The sequence below is a fragment of the Cryobacterium sp. TMT1-2-1 genome (genome assembly GCF_004403955.1).
GTDB classification, from domain to species: domain Bacteria; phylum Actinomycetota; class Actinomycetes; order Actinomycetales; family Microbacteriaceae; genus Cryobacterium; species Cryobacterium psychrotolerans.
The window spans coordinates 52,162-72,355 of sequence record NZ_SOHC01000027.1 but is presented as its reverse complement, the minus strand read 5'-3'; the positions used below and the strand labels follow the sequence as shown (position 1 = coordinate 72,355).

The window sequence follows — 20,194 nt, the reverse complement described above, 5'->3', positions numbered from 1 at the left end:
ACCCTTGGATGCAAAGACAGAACGCAGACAGCAGTACGTCGATTACCTGAGGTCTCAGTATCTAGGCCCTTCCGGCGAGAACGACGAGCTACTCGCCAGCAAACCCGACAAGACCTATCTCGTCGGCACGCTCTTCCCCCGAGGGAGGGCGGCAACTGATCCGGACGTGGATGTGAACGACGGTGACGTGGGGAGCGAAGACGGGGATGAAGCGATTGAGGCCGCCAACGACTGGCATCCGTCCTCCGCCGCCTTGTCGTTCATCCATGATGGCGATTCTCTTGAGTGCACGGCAGCATTCGCGACCTATGCGAAGCAAGACAATGAGGGCCCCGGATCAAGCTGGCGAAGGTCGCCCGTCACTGTGCCGGCATTTTCGTTGAGCCCCGGCAAGAGTTTCTTCATCCCGGAGGTAGCGGGTGCCCGAGTGCGCGTCACCTCAAGGTGGAGGCGAGTCCTCGACCAATGGATGGTGACAGTTGCGATCGAGAACCTAATCGAACGCAGCGATCCCGAGGACAAGATCGAAACTCAGGACTGCATCTTCCAGACTCAGCTCTTGTGCGTGCCGATCGGCGGCGAAGTCTTGCCCTATCGCACCACGGCTTCGGTGAACATGGACCCCGAGGAATGTGAGCTTGCGCTCCGTTATCGGGATGCGCGCGTGTATGCCGTTGGGCATGGAACCTCCGCAGCTTGGGACGCCCGTGATGGATCCGTGCGATCAGTTGCGATTGATTTTCTTCCAACAGTGACAGTGCCCGCAATTGCCGCTGTGGCTGGCGCTGGAGACACACTTCAACTGTCCTTCCTGAGCGATACTTCCGTGCGCCCCGAAACACTGGCGGAACACCTCAACGACTTCGTATCTGACTACGAGAGATGGGTCGATGAGCGGGAGGTCGAATCACGTGGTCTTCCCGCTGAGCATTCAGAGGCAGCGCTGCGTCTCATCGAACGGATGCGTCGGGCAGTTCGTCGTATGCGCGGTAGCATCAAGGTGTTGAAAACCGATCCAATCGTCTTGAGGTCCTTTCGGCTCGCGATGGTCGCAATGCGGGAGCAGATGTTGCAATCCGGACACGCCCGTACAAATCCAGGAAAGCGAAGCCATCCGCTGATCGCTCGACCTGTCGGTCTCAGGGAACCTGAGTGGTTTCCCTTTCAATTGGGCTTCCTTCTCGTGTCCTTGGAATCGACCGCGTATGAGGGGCATGAAGATCGCTCAGTCGTGGACCTGATTTGGTTTCCGACCGGTGGCGGCAAGACCGAAGCGTACTTGGCGCTCGCTGCGTTCGAAATGGTGAGACGCCGGCTCACGCGAGGAGTCGATGGAGGCGGCACGGCCGTGATCACCAGGTACACGCTGCGGCTCCTCACCACTCAGCAGTTTCAACGGGCGGCAACCCTCATTTGTGCGCTTGAGCTCCTCCGGGCGCGAGAGCCGGACCTTCAGCGGCTCCCCGCCTTCACCATCGGATTGTGGCTTGGCGACGCGACAACCCCGAACAAGCTCAACGATGCGCTGAGCCGGCTGGACGAGACCTACAAGGCTCTCAAGCCGGAGAACCCCTTCCAGCTGGAGGCCTGCCCCTGGTGCGGAACCAACATCATTCCCGACACTCGCGTGGACGACAGAAGTGCCTACGGCGCGAACGCAACTAAGAACGACTTCTATCTCTACTGCCCGCACCGAGAATGTGCTTTCTCGACCCGCTTGCCGATTGACGTTGTCGACGAACAGATGTATCGGACGCCTCCGACGATGCTCATGGGCACGGTGGACAAGTTCGCGCGCCTGCCGCTTTCTGAATCGGCAGGCTCGCTCCTGGGACGTGGGTCGTCCCCATTCGATGCGCCGTCGCTCATCATTCAGGATGAGTTGCACCTCCTGTCGGGGCCGTTGGGGACGACTGTTGCCGTCTACGAGGCGGCGATCCAGGGCGTGCTGAGCTGGGGCGGGTCGCCGCCGAAAATAGTCGCATCAACGGCCACAATCCGAGCGGCGTCGGAGCAAGTTAGGGGCCTGTTCGCGGCTGAGGTCGAGTTGTACCCGGCGAGTGGCATTTCGGCTGACGACAGTTACTTTGCCAGGGTTGACAGGGACGCTCCGGGACGTCTGTACATCGGACTGATGCCTCAAGCGTTCACCCAATCTTCATCGGTTGTGCGCAGTCTGACTGGGCTACTGGAAGCTCCTCTCTCCCTCCTGGATGCCACAGACGACGATCTCGACGCGTACTGGACAGTCGTGGCCTATCACAACAGCCTTCGTGAGCTCGGTCGGACCGTGACAATCGCACGCGACGACGTCGAGAGCCTGCTGCGCACTCGCGGCGTCGGAGGCGAGAAAGTCCGAAGCATCCGCGGAGACGGCGTCGAGGAACTCACAAGCCATGTGCAGGCGGATCAGCTTCCAAAGATTCTCGCGCGGCTCGAACGTCGATACGGTTCTGGCGAGGCCGTGGATGTTGCTGCAACGACGAATATGCTCTCGGTCGGGATTGACGTTAGTCGGCTCGGCGTCATGCTCATGAATGGCCAGCCAAAGACGACTTCCGAATACATCCAGGCTACGAGTCGTGTGGGACGAGGGCGTGACGTTCCTGGGATCGTGGTTACCCTGTTCCGTGCCACGAAACCGCGGGATAGATCCCACTATGAGACCTTCCGTGGCTACCACGAAGCGCTCTATCGCTATGTCGAGCCGACGAGCGTGACGCCGTGGTCGGTACAGTCCCGGAATCGCGCCTTGGCAGCCGCCCTCGTGTTGCTTGTTCGGCACGGCGCTGGGCTGCGGACGAACAGTGCGTGTGGGGACTTCGACGCCTCCAATCTGCAGGTGAATCATGCGATCACGGTTCTAAAGACTCTCCTCAAGAAGGTCGACCCGGATGAAGCCGACAATGCATTCGCACAGCTCGATGCCCTCATCTCCCACTGGACGATGAGGGTGGCAGACGCGGCCGCAGAAGGGGAAACGCTGCAGTACGAAGCAAAGAAAGGGACATCGTTGCTTAAAAACTTTGGAGATTCGGGTGAGGCGTGGCCCGTCATGAACTCAATGCGGTCAGTTGACCGCGCGGTGCGGGTAATCGTGCGCGGCGAGAAAGCCCCCGCATGACGCAGGACGGTTTGAGGACCCTGCGACTCAGCGAGACAATTGCACCCTTCGGGGTCGGTGCAATTGTCGATATTGCGGGTGACTCGTTGATGGCGACAGACATTAGCTGGTGGCCCAAGAACTCACCTCGCTTGACCTGTGATCGCCTTGAGCGGGAGCTTCGCGGGAGGGCCCTCAAATCGCCGCCCAGCGTGCCGTCATATCCCTCTAAGAAGACACCCGGGCTTACCTTTCAGCGATTCCCCTCGTGGCTGTTCTGTCAGAACTGCAGGGCGCTCCGACAGTTGAACGCGGGAGAGGAGACGGGAAAATCGCCGCGATGCGCGAAATGCGCTGGCCCGCGGGTTCCGATGCGCTTCATCGCGCTGTGCGACAAGGGCAGTCACGTACAGGACATTTCCTGGAGGTGGTGGGCCCACCGAGCCGCGACAGTTCTAGCGCAGCAAAAATGTGTCGATAGTGAGAACCTATTCTTCCGCACGTCCGAGAACGGGAATGAGGGGCTCTCGGGGTTGAGCGTTCACTGCAAATCCTGCGGTGTTCGGCGCAACTTTGGAGAGTTGTCCGCGAAGGGCGCATTGAAGGGCGATGGCATCAAGTGCAGCGGCAAGCAGCCTTGGCAGTCAAAGTTTGAGGCAATTGACTGCGACGCAACCGTACAGGTAGTGCAACGCGGGGCAACGAACGTCCATATGGCGGACGTGATCTCAGCCATAGACATCCCTGAGGCCAAACCGATGAGTCTTGTCCATGCCGAGAAGGTCCGGAACCACGGCTCTTTTGGTGCGCTGAGCTCCGACCCTGACGGCCCAATCTCGGAGTATCTGCGCGAGCTGATCGCGAAGGAGCTTGACGTTCCACCGGAAATCGTCAAGGCAGTTGCGATGTCAAATGACGCGATCTCGGATGGAAACCTTGCCACCGCAAGGTCTGGCCTTCTCGACGGAGAATGGGCAGCATTCCAGACGCCCTCCACTGCGGCCAGCCCCGACTTCATCACGGAGGCGACAGGTTTCGTGCGTCACTCAGACGCACCCGTTCTCCAGAAGCTCGGCGATCTCATTTCCTCCGTCGTGCTTGTACGACGTTTGCGGGAGGTTCGGGCGATGACAGGGTTCCGGCGGTATTCGCCCGACTCGAATGTCATACCGGTGAGCTTCGCCCCAAAGGGAACGGAGCAGTGGTACCCAGCGATGGAATCGTTTGGCGAAGGGATCTTCTTCTCAATAGCCGAAGCTGCAATGTCGAACTGGGAATCTGCGCAGTCGGTCCAGGAGCGCACATCCGTGCTCGAGCGACGGCGGCTGGATTCACACATTGCGTCTCGGCACAATGAAGTTACGCCGAGATCGGTCATGCTCCACACGCTCGCCCACCTCATCATGCGCCGACTTGCCTTCAACAGCGGCTATGCGTCGGCGGCTCTGCGGGAAAGGGTCTATTCAAGTGTCGCAGGGGCCGATCGCCAGGCAGGGATTCTCATCTACACAGCCTCGGGTGACAGCGAAGGCACCTTGGGCGGGCTTGTTCGTCAGGGGGAACCGCCCCGGCTAGCCCGCATGCTGCTGGCAGCGATTGAGGACAGCGATTGGTGCTCGAATGATCCGGTTTGCCGCGAGAGCAAAGGACAAGGCATGAACGCTCTAAACCTTGCTGCATGTCACGGATGCGCGCTCGCTCCCGAGACATCATGCGAGAACTCAAACCTCTTCCTCGATCGCAGTCTCGTTGTTGGATCGGACGGAACCCCCGGATTCTTTGATTCAATCCTGGCCGCAGGGCGATCTGCGAGCTGATCGCAGATTCGAAGGCAGCTATAGCGAATAGTCCCCGGGGCTCCTCATCCCGGCAAGTGATTTCGCCGCCGTATGAGCGTCCTTAGAGGCGCGCGTCAAGGGAGCGCGCAATCGCGGCGCCCAGAGGTATGGGAACGGCATTGCCAATCTGGCGCGCAATCGCGATCTTGGATCCAACGAACCGATGGTCCGGCGGGAATCCTTGCAGGACGGCTGCCTCATAGTGAGTGATCGCACGCCTGGCAGTGGGGTGCAAGTATCGACCCTTCTCAGGCTTGAAAAACTCTGTCCGGATGGTCACGGATGGCTTGTCCCAGTGCAACCGACCCATCACGTCGCCCGACCCGGTCGTGTGTTTCTTCCAACACGGCGACTTGAGATCCTCCGGGAGATTGAATCGGTTTCCGCCTGGAGGTATCGCATCGAATCTATCTAGCGACAGCTGCCTGTAATTTCGACCAAAATGAAGTTCGCTTGCGATGAACGCCCCATTGAACGTCTCTCCATCGAAACGAATCTTGCGGCTTTGAGGAAGGTCGAATGCGGGGGCGCCCAAGGCGATTCCCTCGAATGCCTCACGAACGGTCTTGTGATTGCCGGCATGTGTCGCTCGGGGGAGACCGGACGGCTCAACGTCGCTTCTGTACCCAATCAGCACCGCTCGCTTCCGTGCTTGAAAGGCGCCGAAGTCGGCTGCGTTGAGAACGTCATCCTCGAACGTGTAGTTCTCAAGGAGACCGCCCTTCTCGGTCGCGTCAACGAAGTCCTGGTATTGATGAGACTTGCGGAAGGCCGCCACGTTTTCGACAACGAAGTACTTCGGCTTGGCGCGAATGATTGTCTCCGCGTATTGCTTCCAAAGTGAATTGCGCGTGTCCTCTACGTCCTGCTTGCCCAGGGTGGAAAAACCCTGACACGGGGGGCCGCCGATGATGACGTCTACTTCCGGGACGGTCTCGTTCGCCAACCAGTCTTGAATGGAGCCCGGGTAGACGATGCCCTTGCCAAACGTTGCCTCGTACGAAGCCGCCGCCGCACGATCCATCTCGACTGCTCGTACAGTCGTGAATCGTGAAGAGGCTGAGTGAAAGCCGGCCGTTAGCCCGCCTGCTCCAGCAAATAGGTCTAGGACTCTGATCTCGCGTGCGCTCATTCTTGTTTGATCCTATCGGAGTGCTCCCTGCGGCTTGCGCAATCGCCGGCGTGTCAGCTGACCTGCGGCAGCGCCCCGAATGAGCGCGCGCGACGGACGCTCGCCATGCGTGCGCGCACCCAGCATGCGTGCACCGCCACCGCGGATTCTCGGGCATCACGATGCATCCGCCGAGAGCGACTTCGCCTCGCTGGGCGGACTCCAGGAGCTCAATGCCGAGCAGTCCCGTACGCGATCGAGATGCCGGTGTCGTTGCCGCATTTGGGGCAGATGCTGGTGGTGGTCGTCGACATAGGGTGGCCTTCCTCGGGAGTGAGCTTGTAGATCTGCTGTCACACCGGCCTCTGACACTCGGGGCTTGCGGGATCTCGACAAGCCCGATCACCACCGCAAAATCGCAGACCCTGCGGTGGTTCGATGTGCGCATCCTGCTCAACGAAACTACGATGGGTTGAGCAAGGGGCCTCCACGTTTACCGCCGGATCGGCAGGCCCGATCAGCGAAGATCAGAGCACATAATGGAGGCGTTTCTTTTCATGTCGTCAGAATCCACCCGTACGGGTCAGTCCCCGACGGGTAGCGAGCTCGAGGCCTTCATCGCCGACTACTACGAGCACCTGGCGGGTGAAGACGCCCAGGCCTACGACGTGAACGTGCTGCGCGCCCGGGCCGGCTATCACTGGCAGGTGGCCCGCAACCGGCGGCCCAAGACCGCGAACGTCGAGATCCGCGACGAATCCGGCCGCAGCGTCGTCTACATCGTCACCGACGACATGCCCTTCCTCGTCGACTCGGTCAACGCCGAACTCGTGCGCCAGCACTCGGCCATCCACCTGGTCGTGCACCCCCTCCTCGCGGTCACCCGCAACCGGGTCACCAACGACCTCATCGACGTCAACCGGATTCCGTCCAGCGTCGGCATCTCCAGCGGCGACACCTCCGCGATGCCCGACATCTCGCACCTGCTCGGCAACGACGACGACGCCCCGCACCTCGAGTCCTGGATCGCGATCGAGATCGACCGCGCCACCGACGAGCAGCAGGGCAAGCTCATCGCCGGCCTCACCCGGGTGCTCAGCGACGTGCGCGCCGCGGTGGACGACTGGCAGCCGATGCGCGCGAAGTCCGTGCTGATCGCCGACGCGCTCGGCAAGGTCGCCCACGCCGAGGGCATCCCGGACCTCAACCAGACCCAGGAACTGCTGCGCTGGCTCGACCGGGACAACTTCACCTTCCTCGGCTACCGGGAGTACGACCTGGGCACCGTTGACGGCGAAGACGTGCTCACCATCCGTGACGGCAGCGGCCTCGGCCTGCTGCGCTCCTCCGAAGACGGCCACCAGATCCAGCACCTCACCGAGGCCGGCCGCCTGATGGCGCGCGAGCGACGCGCCCTGGTGATCACGAAGGCGAACTCGCGCTCCAGCGTGCACCGCCCCGCCTACTTCGACTACATCGGCATCAAGAGCTTCGACGAGAACGGCAACGTCAACGGCGAGCAGCGCTTCATCGGACTCTTCGCCGCCAGCGCCTACACGAGCTCCGTGCGGGCCGTGCCGATCCTGCGCGAAAAGGTCGACGCCGTGATGGCCAAGATCGGCTTCCCGGTCGGGTCGCACAGCGACAAAGACCTCCTCGGCATCCTCGAAACCTACCCGCGCGACGAGCTGTTCCAGATGGATGTCGACGCCCTGGTCACCACGGCCCTCGCCATCCAGCGCCTGCAGGAACGCCGCCGCACCCGCCTCTTCCTGCGCCCCGACATCTACGGCCGTTTCATGTCCGCGATGGTCTTCCTGCCCCGCGACCGGTACACCACGGCCGTGCGTCTGCGCATCGAGAAGGAACTGCGCGAGACCTTCCACGCGGAGTCCCTCGACTTCGAGGCCCGGATGACCGAATCCGCCCTGGCCCGCCTGTTCTTCCGCATCCGCCTGCCGAAGGATGCCCAGGTCGCGGGCGTCGACGCCGTCGCGCTCGAGCGCCGCCTGGTCATGGCCGTGCGTGCCTGGTCGGAGGGCATCACCGAGGAACTCCGCGAACACCGCTCGCTCGATGAGGCGGAGCACCTGTCCGCCCTCTGGGCCGAGGCGTTCCCCGACAGTTACCGGGTCGACTACGAGATCGAGGATGCGCTCGAGGACATCGGCAGGTTCGAGGCGTGCGCGACCGCGGCCACCGCGGCCGCGGCATCCGGCGACGGGCCCGCGGCGCCGGGGCTGTACGTGTATCTGCCGGATGCGTCGCGTGACGAACCCGAGGCGGAAGACGCCCGGGTCAAGCTCTACATGATGGAGTCGCAGAGCCTCAGCCAGATCCTGCCGTACTTCCAGAACCTCGGCCTCGAGGTTCTCGACGAGGTCCCCTTCGAGATCGAGACCTCCGACGGGCGCGACTTCTTCCTCTACGACCTGGGCCTGAACTACCCGGCCGGCGTCGACCCGGTCGCGACCGGCCGGCTCCTGGCCGACTCCTTCGGCGCCGCCGTGCGCGGCGCCGTCGAATCGGACGGCCTCGACCGCCTGGTGCTCCGGGAGGGCATGGCCTGGCACCGGGTCGTCATCCTGCGCAGCTACGCCAAGTACATGCGCCAGATGGGCAACACGAACTCCTACGAGTTCGTCGCCGACACGCTGCTCGCCAACCCGGCCGTCGCCGGCGGCCTGGTGTCGCTCTTCGAGGCGCGCTTCGACCCCAAGCTGACCGACGACGAACGCACCGTCGGCCTGGCGCACGTGCGCGCCGAGCTCACCGCCGCCATGGAGCAGGTCGCGACCCTCGACGCCGACCGCGTGCTGCGCACCTTCATCGACCTGATCGAAGCGTCGCTCCGCACCAACTTCTTCCAGCAGAAGCCGTACCTGAGCATCAAGCTCGACCCGACCCTGATCGAGTCGCTGCCCTTCCCACGGCCGAAGTACGAGATCTGGGTGTACTCGCCGCGCGTCGAGGGCGTGCACCTGCGCTTCGGCAAGGTCGCCCGCGGCGGCCTGCGCTGGTCGGACCGCCGGGAGGACTTCCGCACCGAAATCCTCGGCCTGGTCAAGGCACAGACGGTCAAGAACGCCGTCATCGTGCCCACCGGCGCCAAGGGCGGATTCTTCGCCAAGAAGCTCCCCGACCCCGCCGTCGACCGCGCGGCCTGGATGGCCGAGGGCGTCGAGAGCTACAAGACCTTCATCAGCGGACTGCTGGACCTCACCGACAACCTGGTCGCCACGGCCGACGGCGAACAGGTCGTGCCGCCGGCCAGCGTCGTGCGACACGACGACGACGACTCGTACCTGGTCGTCGCCGCCGACAAGGGAACGGCATCCTTCTCCGACATCGCCAACGGGCTGGCCGCCGACTACGGCTTCTGGCTGGGCGACGCTTTCGCCTCGGGCGGCTCGGTCGGCTACGACCACAAGGCCATGGGCATCACGGCCCGCGGCGCGTGGGAGTCGGTCAAGCGCCACTTCAGCGAGCTCGGCGTCGACACCCAGACCGAGGACTTCACCGTCGTCGGGGTGGGCGACATGTCCGGCGACGTGTTCGGGAACGGCATGCTGCTGTCGGAGCACATCCGTCTCATCGCGGCCTTCGATCACCGGCACATCTTCCTGGACCCGAACCCGGATGCCGCGGCCTCCTTCGCCGAACGCCGGCGGCTCTTTGACCTGCCGCGTTCCTCCTGGGGCGACTACGACGAGGCCCTGATCAGCGCGGGCGGCGGGGTCTATCCGCGCCACGCCAAGGTGGTCCCGATCTCCGCCGAGGTGCAGGTGGCGCTCGGACTGCCGGGCGGCACGACGAAGATCAGCCCGCCGGAACTGCTCCGCGCCATCCTCACGGCGCCGGCGTACCTGCTCTACAACGGCGGCATCGGAACCTACGTCAAGGCGAGCAGTGAGACGGCCGCGCAGGTTGGCGACAAGGCGAACGACGCCATCCGTGTCGATGGCCGGGAGTTGCGCGTGAAGGTCGTTGGCGAGGGCGGAAACCTCGGGATGACCCAGCTCGGTCGAATCGAGGCGGCCCTGAACGGCGTCATCCTGAACACCGACGCGATCGACAACTCCGCCGGGGTGGACTGCTCCGACCACGAGGTCAACATCAAGATCTTCGTCGACCGGATGGTCGCGGCGGGCAAGCTCGACGCAGCGGAGCGGACCGAGTTCCTCGCCTCGATGACCGACGAGGTCGGGCGGCTGGTGCTGGTGGACAACGTTGACCAGAACATCCTGCTGCTCAACGACCGGGTGAAGGTCGTCAACTGGAGCCCCAGCTACGAACGGCTGATGGACTGGCTGGAGGCATCCGGCGATCTCAAGCGCGACCTCGAGGCGCTGCCGACGACGGCGACGCTGCGGGAACGGCTGGAGCAGGGGCAGGGCCTGACCTCGCCGGAGCTGTCCGTGCTGGCCGCCTACGCCAAGATCGAGCTGGCCACGGCGCTGCGGGACAGCGACCTGGCCGACGACCCGTGGTTCGGCAAGACCCTGCGACGCTACTTCCCGAGGCAGCTGTCGGAGCGTTTCGACGCCGAAATCGACACGCATCCGCTGCGCCGTGAGATCATCGCCACGGTCGTGGCCAACGACATGATCAACCTCGGCGGCGTGACCTTCGCCTTCCGCACGATGGAGGAGACCTCCGCGAACCCGGCCACGATTGCGCGGGCGTTCGTCGCCCTGCGCGAGGTCTTCGAGCTGGACATCATGGTCGGCGAGCTCAACGCGCTGCCGTCGTCGTTCCCGACCGAACACTGGTCGGCGATCCACCTCGACATCCGTCGCCTGCTCGACCGTGCCGTGCGCTGGCAGGTCAACCAGGGCGGGTCGCCCGCCGTGGCGGAGGTCGTCGCCCAGTACAAGCCGCAGACCGACGTCATGCGCGCACACCTCGTGGACTACGTGCAGGGCGAGGACCTCAAGCGCATGCACTCCCTGCTGCAGACGGCGAAGGACTGGGGCGTTCCGGAGGATCTCGGACGCCGGTGGATCGAGCTCTTCGAGGCCTTCGCGCTTCTGGACGTGGCCAAGATCGCCACCCAGGCCAACGCGCCGATGCAGGATGTTGCCGCGGTGTACTACACGGTCTACGACCGCTTCCGGGTGGACAACCTGCTCGAGCGCATCACGGCGCTGCCGCGCAAGGACCGCTGGCAGGCGCTGGCCCGCGCGGCCCTGCGCGACGACCTCTATTCGACGGTGGCCGATATGACCACGCGCGTGCTGGAATCCACGGATGCCGGCACCGCGGAGGAACGCATGCTCGCCTGGGAGGCCCTCAACGCGGAGCAGCTGAGCCGGTCACGGAGCGTCTTCGAGGAGGTCAACGCCCTCGGACGCGACGACATGGCATCCCTCTCGGTGGCCCTGCGCCTGATGCGCTCCGTCGTGCGCCGCTGACCCGCCGTAGCCCCTGCACGCCCCCGCCCACCCTGGATTACCCGCCCCGAACGGTGGCCAACTCAGGAGAATCGGGTGCGCCGCGGTTTCCGGCCGCGGAAACACGCGGTCGCGCCTGGCGCGACGACGGAATCTCCTGAGTTAGCCACAGGCCGGCGCGGCCACCACGGCCCCGGCTGGGCATCGCCTCCCATGGTGGCTAATTCAGGAGAATCGGGTACGCAGTGTCATCCGGGCCCGGAAACACGGGGTTGCGTGCGGCGCGACAACGGAATCTCCTGAGTTGGCCACGCGTCAGCGCGGCCACCGGTGAGCGGCGCCGGCAGGGGATCTTAGCCCGCAGCAAAAAACCGGCCTACCCGTCCTGCCGGACAACCGGCCGGCGCTAGTGGCCGCGGGCGATCCACTCCTCCAGGTGCCCGGCCTCGTTGCCGATCGTCGTTGACTCGCCGTGCCCCGTGAGCACGACCGTCTCGGCGGGAAGGGTCAGCAGCTTGCTCGTGATCGACTCGACGATCGTCGGGAAGTCGCTGAACGAGCGGCCGGTCGCGCCGGGGCCGCCGTGGAACAGCGTGTCGCCGCTGAACAGCGTGCCCGATGCGCCGAGCGCCGGCGCGTAGAAGCAGACCGCGCCGGGGGAGTGGCCGGGGGTGTGCAGCACCTCGAGCTCGAGGCCGGCCACCGCGATCCGCTGGCCATCGGCGAGGGGGTGCGGCGGGGCATCCGGGTACATCGAGTCCCACAGCATCGCGTCGCGCGGGTGCAGAAAAACGGGGGCATCGCGCGCCGCCAGCACCTCGCCCACGGCGCCGATGTGGTCGTCGTGCGCGTGCGTGCAGAGGATGCCGAGCAGCTTGCGGCTACCTACGGCGGCGAGGATGGCGTCGGCGTCGTGGGCGGCGTCGATCACGACGCACTCGGCATCGTCGCCGACGATCCAGACGTTGTTGTCGACGGCCCAGGTGCCGCCGTCGAGGCTGAAGGTCCCCGACGTGACGAGGTGCTCGATGCGCGCGCCCATCAGAGCACCACCACGGAGCGCAAGACCTCGCCGCGGGCCATCTTCTCGAAGGCCTCCTCGATGTGGCCGATGCCGATGCGCTCGCTGACGAACTGCTCGAGCGGCAGCCGGCCCTGCAGATACAGGTCGGTGAGCATCGGGAAGTCGCGCTCGGGCAGGCAGTCGCCGTACCAGGACGACTTGAGTGAGCCGCCGCGCCCGAACACGTCGAGCAGCGGGATCTCGAGCATCATCTCGGGCGTCGGCACGCCGACCAGCACGACCGTGCCGGCGAGGTCGCGGGCGTAGAACGCCTGGCGCCAGGTCTCGGGACGTCCGACCGCGTCGATGACGACATCCGCGCCGAAACCGCCGGTCAGGGCCTGCACGGCCGCGACGACGCCGGCCTCGTCGAGGCCCGACGAGTCGATCGTGTGCGTGGCGCCGAGCTGCTCGGCCTTGTGCAGCTTCTTCGCGTCGCGGTCGATGGCGATGATGACGGATGCCCCGGCCAGCTTCGACCCGACGACCGCCGCGTTGCCGACGCCGCCGCATCCGATCACGGCGACCGAGTCACCGTGGCTCACGTTGCCCGTGTTCATGGCCGCGCCGATGCCGGCCATGATGCCGCAGCCGAGGAGCCCGACCGCTGCGGGGTCGGCGCTCGCGTCCACCCTGGTGCACTGCTTCTCGTGCACGAGGGTCTTCTCGGCGAAGGCGCCGATGCCGAGGGCCGGGCTGAGTTCGGTGCCGTCGGCGAGGGTCATCTTCTGGCCCGCGTTGAAGGTGTTGAAGCAGTACCAGGGCTCGGCGCGCTTGCAGGCGCGGCAGTCGCCGCAGACCGCGCGCCAGTTGAGCACGACGAAGTCGCCGACGGCGACGTGGGTGACGCCGGCGCCGAGCACGCTGACCCGGCCGGCGGCCTCGTGGCCGAGGAGGTACGGGAAGTCGTCGCCGATGCCGCCCTCCTTGTAGTGGAAGTCGGTGTGGCAGACGCCGCAGGTCTCGATATCGACGACGACCTCGCCGGGTCCGGGGTCGGGGATCACGATGTCGGTGAGTTCCACCGGGGCACCCTTCGAACGAACGATGACGCCTTGAACGGTGATGGGCATGAAACTCCTCCGGTTGGGGCCCGGGCAGGGCCGTGTAGGATTCCCTTCACACTACCCAATTGCGCTGGGCGAGGGCCCGGTGATCGAGCCCGTCGGGTGATCGAGTCCGTCCGGTGATCGAGCCCGCCCGGATCCCGCCGCCCGAGTGCTCGCCGCGCCCGGTGGCTAACTCAGGAGATTCCGTTGGGTCGCCGACCGCGGCCGCGTGATTCCGCGGGCCCGAACGCACTATCTCCCGATTCTCCTGAGTTGGCCACAGGGCACCTGTCGTGACCCGGAGATCGAGCGTGCCGAGATCGGCTCCGGCATCCGTCGTCGGCCCCGCGCGCTGTGGCTAACTCAGGAGATTCCGTCATGTCGCAGACCGCGGCCGCGTGATTCCGCGGGCCCGCCCCCGCAATCTCCCGATTCTCCTGAGTTGGCCACAGGGCGCGGCCGGGACTCGGGCGCCGGGTCGGGGGATCGGGCGGGAGATCCGGGACGGAGGCTCGTGCGGAGGCCGGAGCAGCCGCAACAATGGAGCCATGAGCTTCGTGCGCGAGACCAAACTGTCCGTCATCGGCGCCGGGAGCGTGGGGTCCTCCCTCGCCTACGCCGCGCTGATCCGCAACTCGGCCCAGCGGGTGGTGCTGTACGACGTGAACCAGGCCAAAGCGGAGGCGGAGGTGCTCGACCTGGCGCACGGGACCCCGTTCACCGGGGCATCCCGAATCAGCGGCGGCAGCGACATCGAACTCGTCGCCGATTCGGATGTCGTGGTCATCACCGCGGGCGCCAAACAGGAGCCGGGGCAGACGCGTCTGGCGCTCGCCGGGACCAATGCGCGCATCCTCGAGCAGCTCATGCCGCGCCTCGTCGCCCTCGCCCCGAACGCCGTGTTCGTGCTCGTCACCAACCCCTGCGACGTGCTCACGGTGGTCGCCGAGGGGCTCGTCGATCTTCCGCCTGGCCGGGTCTTCTCCTCCGGCACCGTGCTGGATTCGGCCCGGCTGCGCTGGCTGATTGCCGAGGCGGCCGGGATCGCGTCCCAGAATGTGCACGCGCTCATCGTCGGCGAGCACGGCGACAGCGAGTTCCCGCTCTGGTCGGATGCCACGATCGGCCAGACGCCGCTGCGCGACTGGACCGACGAGGCCGGCACGCGGCTGTTCCCGCGCGAGCGGCTGGAGTCGCTGACCGACGATGTCGTGCACGCCGCCTACAAGATCATCGCCGGCAAGGGTGCGACGAACTACGCGATCGGGCTCTCCGGCGCCCGCATCGTCGAGGCGGTGCTGCGCAACGAGCGCGCGATCCTGCCGGTGTCGAGCGTGCTGCACGGATACCGCGGCATCGACGGCATCGCCCTGAGCGTTCCCTCGATCGTGGGTGCCCGCGGCGTGGAGCGCGTGGTCGACGTGCCGATGGATGACGTGGAAGTCGCGCTGCTGCACCGCTCGGCCGAGGCGCTGGGGGAGTCGCTCAAGCTGCTGCAGTAAGAGCGGCTCGGTCTGCTCGCGCCTATCTGTGGCAACAGGTGCGGCAGGGTGGCGATAACTCCCAGCTGTGGCGGCATCCGTTGCTCCCGGGGGTGTGCGGTGCGTCTGGGCTGGGAGTTGTCGCCCGAGCGGCAGAATCTCCGACTGTGCGAACGCCCTGCCGCGAACGGATGCCGCGCACGGATGCCGCGAACGCCCTGCCGCGCACGGATGCCATCGGACACGGCGTGCGAACGCCCTGCCGGGATCGCGCGAGGGCCCCCATCTTGCGTACGATGGGGGCCTTCGCGCCGACTTGGCCGACGTGGCCGGCGGCCGGACAGCCGGTTAGGGAACCATCCAGCCGAGCACCGGGGTGCTCTGCAGGCCGATCAGGATCGTGACCAGCACGAGCAGTCCGAGGCTCCAGCCGATGAGCTTGCGGAACAGGGTGCTCTCGGCGCCTTCCATTCCGACGGCGGCAGCGGCCACGGCGAGGTTCTGCAGCGAGAGCATCTTGCCCAGCACCCCGGCCGACGAGTTGGCTGCGGCCATCAGCACCGGCGAGAGGCCGGTCTCTGCCGCGGCGGTCACCTGCAGCTGCCCGAAGAGCGAGTTGGACGAGGTGTCCGACCCGGTCAGGGCCACACCGATCCAGCCGAGCAGGGGGGAGATGAGGGCGAAGAAGCCGCCCGTGGTGGCGAGCGCGACGCCCAGCGAGTTGGTCTGGCCGGACAGGTTCATCACGAACGACAGCGCGAGCACGGCGGTGACCGTGACGATCGTCCAGCGCAGCTGCACCAGGGTGGCCCAGTAGATGCGCAGGCCTTCACGTGCCGAAACCTTGTAGAAGAGCATCGTGGCCAGGCCGGAGAAGAGCAGCAGGGTTCCGGTGGCCTTGATGTGGTCGAGCTTGAACGTCTGCGCGGCAACCGCGTTGCCGGCCGCATCGGTGACGTTCAGGCCGGGCCACTGGAAGGTGACACTGCCGACGACGGCAAGCCAGGCCTTGATGGCCGGGATCTGCGCGATCGAGAAGATCACCATGATGATCAGGTACGGCGCGACCGAGGTCAGCACCTGACGGGCCGGCGGGCGAGACGTGACCGGCGGCTCGTTGTCGAGCAGCGCGGTGGCCGTGCCCCCTCCGGTCGCACCGACGCCCGCAGAACCAGAACCAGAACCAGAACCGGAACCAGAACCAGAGCCAGAACCAGAAGACGAGCCGACAGAGGATGCGGCGGACGAACCAGCGGCGCCGCGCCCTGCGCCGGCCGACCCCGCGAGCAGCGCGGTTTCGGCGGCATCCGCGGCGTGGTCCGTGCTCACGACTTCGGCCGGCTGCCAGAAGCGCAGCATGAACAGAACGGCAGTCACGGTTGCGACGGCGGCGACGACGTCGGTCAGTTCGGCGGCGATGAAGTTCGAGGTGACGAACTGGGCCAGGCCGAAGACTGCGCCGGCCACGAGGGCCACCGGCCAGGTCTGCTTCAGGCCGCGCTTGCCGTCGACGATGAAGACGAGGATGAGCGGAACCAGCACCGCGATGAACGGGGTCTGCCGTCCGGCCATCGAGGACAGGTCCTGCATCGGCAGGCCCGTCACACCGCTCAGGGCGACGATGGGTGCCGCCATCGCGCCGAACGCAACCGGGGCCGTGTTGGCCAGCAGCGACACCATGGCCGATTTCAGCGGCTTCATGCCCGCTGCCATCAGCATCGCGGCCGAGATGGCCACCGGTGCGCCGAACCCGGCCAGGGCCTCGAGCAGCGCGCCGAACGAGAACGCGATCAGGATCGCGAGGATCCGCAGGTCATTGCTGATCGAGCGGATGGTGCGGCCGAGCACCTCGAACCAGGGCGTCGCGACGGTCAGCTTGAAGATCCAGAGCGCGTTCACCAGGATCCACAGGATCGGGAACAGCCCGTAGACGGCCCCCGCCGCTGCGGCGCTGAGCGTCTGGCCGATCGGCATCTGCCAGCCGACGATGGCCAGCACGATGGACAGCAACAAGCTGGCCAGTGCCGCCTTGGGCGCCTTCACCTTGAACACGCCGAGGAGCACGAACAGAAGGATGAGGGGTAGCGCGGCGAGTATCGCCGAGAAGACCAGGGACCCGAGGATCGGGTCGGTGATCTGCTGGAAAGGCACATCGGTGGAAATCACAAAAACTCCTTTGTTTTCGAGAGTGTGGAACGCAAAAAGGTGTAGATAGTGCGTGGCGTGCGCTTAGTGACTCGAGGGGGTCGCCTTGTCGGGCGAGGGCCGCGTCACCTCCTCCAGCAGTTCGAGCACGTGGCGGTAGTCCTTGCCCGTGGCCCGGGTCATCCCGAGTTCGCAGGTGCGGTTGCAGGAGGCGAACGCCGTGGCGCCCATGGCGACGACGTCGGCCGCCTGGGCCCGGGTGGCGGATTCGGTGAGTTCGGGGTGCAGCAGGCCGCGGTCGCCGGCGAAGCCGCAGCATCCCCAGTTCTCCGGCACCTGCACCTTCTCGGCCACGCCCGCGGCGAGGGTGTCGAGGGCGCCGTTGATGCCCATCCGGGTGGAGGAGCACGTCGGGTGCAGCGCGAGCGACTCGATCTTCTCGTACTCGGGCAACTGCGGCAGGATGCTCGTGGCCGCGAACTCGACCGCGTCGACGACCCGCAGGCGGTTGGCACTCGTGTCGCTCTCGATCGTCTGCCGCAGCCCCTCGGTGCAGGAGGAGGCGTCGCAGATGATGGTCAGTTCGCCGTCGTTGGTGGCGGCGTGCAGGGCGGCCAGGGTCTTCTGACGCATGGCTGCCTGCCCGTCGACCAGGCCCTTGGACGACCAGGGGGTGCCGCAGCACAGCCCGTCGATTTCCGGCGGCACCAGCAGGGTGACTCCGGCGCGCTCGCACAGCTGCTCGAAGCTGAGCTGAACCCCGGGGGTGGCGTCGGTGGCCGGCCCGAACATGGTCTGCACGCAGGCGGGGAAGTACACGGCCTGCGCCGCGGAGGTCGGCGCCGGGCGCTTGCGCCTGGGGCCGCCGCCGGGGAGCTCCGCGGAGTACAGCGGCACGGCATCCGTGCCCAGCACCTTGCGGGCCAGCTTGTTGGGCCCGGCCAGGATCCCGGCCGGCACCTGCTTCACGACGCGAAGCGCCAGGCCGGCGCCGCTCGTGACCGCGCCCCAGTTCTTCGCCGCGACGTTCCAGATGCCCTTGTCGACCGGTCCGGCTGCGTCTTCGCGGAGCCTCTTGACCAGGCTGCCGGTGTTGATGTTCACCGGGCAGGCGGTCTGGCACATGCCGTCGACGGCGCAGGTCTGCACGGCGTCGTACTCGTAGTCCTTCTCCATTTCGGCGACCAGGGCGAGGTTTCCGTCCTGCCTGGCCCCTTCGATGGCGCGCAGGCTGACGATCCTCTGCCGCGGGGTCAGCGTCAGGTCCCGGCTCGGGCAGACCGGTTCGCACCAGCCGCACTCGGTGCAGCGGTCCACTTCGGCGGCCACCGCCGGTACGGCCTTGAGGTCTTTCAGGTGCGCCTCGGGGTCGGGGTTGATGAGCACGCCCGGGTTGAGCATGCCGGTCGGGTCGAAGAGCAGCTTGATCTGGCACATCACGTCGTAGAGTTCGTCGCCGAACTGCGGGCGCACATACGGCGCCATCACCCGGCCGGTGCCGTGCTCGGCCTTGAGCGAGCCGCCCTCGCGGAGCACCAGCTCGACGAGGTCCTCGGTGAACGCGCTGAAGCGGGCCGTGCCCTCGGGGCTGGCGAAGTCGTCGATGAGCATGAAGTGCACGTTGCCGTCTTTGGCATGGCCGAAGATCATGCCGTTCTGGTACTCGTACTTGTCGAAGAGGCTCATGAGTTCCACGCAGGTGCGGGCCAGCGCCGGCACCGGCACGGCGATGTCTTCGAGCAGCGCGTTGGTGCCCTGCGGGCGCGTGCCGCCGACGGCGGGGATGATTCCCTTGCGCAGGTGCCACAGCTGGCCGCGGATACCGGCGTCGGTCGTGAAGTCGGCCGGCAGGGTGAGCCCCAGCCCGTCGACGACCTCGAGCCCGGTCCGCAGCAGTTCGGCGAGGCTTTCGGGGGATTCGGCGTGGTACTCCACCAGCAGGGCAGCGTGGTCCTCGACGACCAGGTCGCGCACGATGTCGGGCGTGCCGGGCATCGACTGCCCGACCTTCAGCGACAGGGCGTCCATCAGCTCGAGGGTCGCCGCGCCGGTGGCCACCAGCGCCGGCAGCGCGGCGGTGGCCGGCTCCAGGCCGGGGAAGATCAGCAGGGCGGTCGTCACGTGCGGCAGCCGGGGCACCGTGCGGAAGACGGCCTCGGCCACGAACCCGAGCGTGCCCTCGCTGCCCACGATCAGGTGCGCCAGGATGTCCGCCGGCCGCTCGTAGTCCAGCAGGGAGTTCACCCCGTAGCCCATGGTGTTCTTCATCGAGTACTGCTGCCTGATGGTGGCGACGGATGCCGGATTCTCGCGGGTTCGCCTGGCGAGCCGAAGCAGACCGTCGTAGAGGTCGGGCTCCCGCTCGCGCAGCCGCTCGTCGGCATCCGCTGCCCCGGTGTCGACGACCGTGCCGCTCGGCAGCACGACGGTCACCGATTCGAGCGTCTGGTAGGCGTTGTCCACCGTGCCGCAGGCCATGCCGGAGGAGTTGTTGGCCACGACGCCGCCGATCGTGGCGGCCGATTCGCTGGCCGGGTCCGGCCCGAACTTGCGGCCGTATTTCGCCAGCCGGGCGTTCAGGGCCCGCACGATGACGCCGGGCTGCACCCGCACGCGGGCGCCGTCGTCGAGCACCTCGATCTGCTTGAAGTGGCGGCGCACATCCACCAGCACGCCGTCGGAGATGGCCTGGCCGCTCAGGCTGGTGCCGCCGGAGCGGAAGGTGAGCGGAATGCCCTGGGCCGCGCTGGCCTGCAGCAGCCGGCCCACCTCGGCGGCGTCGCGGGCGACCACCACGGCGCGCGGAATCAGGAGGAAGTGAGAGGCGTCGTGGGCGTTGGCGTGCAGATCCAGCGCGCGGGTCTTCACCCGGGTCGGGTCGGCCACGGCCGCGCGGAGCGATGCGAGCACGTGGTCTCCGAGCGTGTCGGCCGGTGCGCTGCTGGGCCGAGTGGTGCCGAGCAGATCTTGGGTGGTAGTCACGGAAACTCCTTTGTTTCGGGCGAAAAAGT

At 66.2% G+C, this 20,194-nt stretch carries 9 protein-coding genes; 4 read left to right on the top strand and 5 right to left on the bottom strand.

What is annotated here, in order from left to right; genetic code table 11:
* Nucleotides 1–4 precede the first annotated feature (4 nt).
* Together E3T33_RS04765 and E3T33_RS04760 are read left to right on the top strand one after the other, a co-directional pair.
* Nucleotides 5–3,124 (top strand): helicase-related protein, encoded by a 3,120-nt coding sequence (locus tag E3T33_RS04765; RefSeq protein WP_134574867.1) that lies wholly within the window; start codon nucleotides 5–7, stop codon nucleotides 3,122–3,124.
* Nucleotides 3,121–4,920, top strand: a complete 1,800-nt coding sequence (locus tag E3T33_RS04760; protein WP_206750192.1) for a DUF1998 domain-containing protein — start codon at nucleotides 3,121–3,123, stop codon at nucleotides 4,918–4,920. Before E3T33_RS04765 ends, E3T33_RS04760 begins: the two co-directional genes overlap by 4 nt.
* A gap of 82 nt (nucleotides 4,921–5,002) precedes the next feature.
* Here the strand turns inward: E3T33_RS04760 and E3T33_RS04755 are convergent, their stop codons facing one another.
* Complete coding sequence (locus E3T33_RS04755; RefSeq protein WP_134574865.1) at nucleotides 5,003–6,073, bottom strand: DNA cytosine methyltransferase; 1,071 nt, start codon at nucleotides 6,071–6,073, stop codon at nucleotides 5,003–5,005.
* Between the two features lie 536 nt (nucleotides 6,074–6,609).
* Between E3T33_RS04755 and E3T33_RS04750 the strand changes: the two genes are divergently transcribed.
* Nucleotides 6,610–11,466 (top strand): NAD-glutamate dehydrogenase, encoded by a 4,857-nt coding sequence (locus E3T33_RS04750; protein WP_134574864.1) that lies wholly within the window; start codon nucleotides 6,610–6,612, stop codon nucleotides 11,464–11,466.
* Between the two features lie 385 nt (nucleotides 11,467–11,851).
* Here the strand turns inward: E3T33_RS04750 and E3T33_RS04745 are convergent, their stop codons facing one another.
* Both E3T33_RS04745 and E3T33_RS04740 read right to left on the bottom strand, forming a co-directional pair.
* Nucleotides 11,852–12,487: an MBL fold metallo-hydrolase gene (locus tag E3T33_RS04745; RefSeq protein WP_134475698.1), complete on the bottom strand. Its 636-nt coding sequence runs from the start codon at nucleotides 12,485–12,487 to the stop codon at nucleotides 11,852–11,854.
* A complete protein-coding gene (locus E3T33_RS04740) occupies nucleotides 12,487–13,581 on the bottom strand; it encodes an S-(hydroxymethyl)mycothiol dehydrogenase (RefSeq protein WP_134574863.1) in 1,095 nt (364 codons plus the stop codon). Before E3T33_RS04740 ends, E3T33_RS04745 begins: the two co-directional genes overlap by 1 nt.
* 524 nt (nucleotides 13,582–14,105) lie before the next feature.
* On the opposite strand from E3T33_RS04740, the gene E3T33_RS04735 reads away from it, so the two are divergent.
* A complete protein-coding gene (locus E3T33_RS04735) occupies nucleotides 14,106–15,059 on the top strand; it encodes an L-lactate dehydrogenase (RefSeq protein WP_092321107.1) in 954 nt (317 codons plus the stop codon).
* Nucleotides 15,060–15,386: 327 nt separating this feature from the next.
* Here the strand turns inward: E3T33_RS04735 and E3T33_RS04730 are convergent, their stop codons facing one another.
* Entirely contained in the window at nucleotides 15,387–17,201 is a 1,815-nt protein-coding gene (locus E3T33_RS04730; RefSeq protein ID WP_092321317.1) for an L-lactate permease, read from the bottom strand.
* 66 nt (nucleotides 17,202–17,267) lie between these two features.
* Nucleotides 17,268–20,093, bottom strand: coding sequence for an FAD-binding and (Fe-S)-binding domain-containing protein (locus E3T33_RS04725; protein ID WP_134574894.1), 2,826 nt, complete (start codon nucleotides 20,091–20,093; stop codon nucleotides 17,268–17,270).
* Between the last annotated feature and the right edge of the window lie 101 nt (nucleotides 20,094–20,194).

Excerpts from the sequence above, each read along its gene's own strand:
- E3T33_RS04760 (WP_206750192.1), top strand. The coding sequence starts at position 3,121 with ATGACGCAGGACGGTTTGAGGACCCTGCGACTCAGCGAGACAATTGCA.
- E3T33_RS04745 (WP_134475698.1), bottom strand. The coding sequence starts at position 12,487 with ATGGGCGCGCGCATCGAGCACCTCGTCACGTCGGGGACCTTCAGCCTC.
- E3T33_RS04735 (WP_092321107.1), top strand. The coding sequence starts at position 14,106 with ATGAGCTTCGTGCGCGAGACCAAACTGTCCGTCATCGGCGCCGGGAGC.
- E3T33_RS04755 (WP_134574865.1), bottom strand. The coding sequence starts at position 6,073 with ATGAGCGCACGCGAGATCAGAGTCCTAGACCTATTTGCTGGAGCAGGC.
- E3T33_RS04740 (WP_134574863.1), bottom strand. The coding sequence starts at position 13,581 with ATGCCCATCACCGTTCAAGGCGTCATCGTTCGTTCGAAGGGTGCCCCG.
- E3T33_RS04750 (WP_134574864.1), top strand. The coding sequence starts at position 6,610 with ATGTCGTCAGAATCCACCCGTACGGGTCAGTCCCCGACGGGTAGCGAG.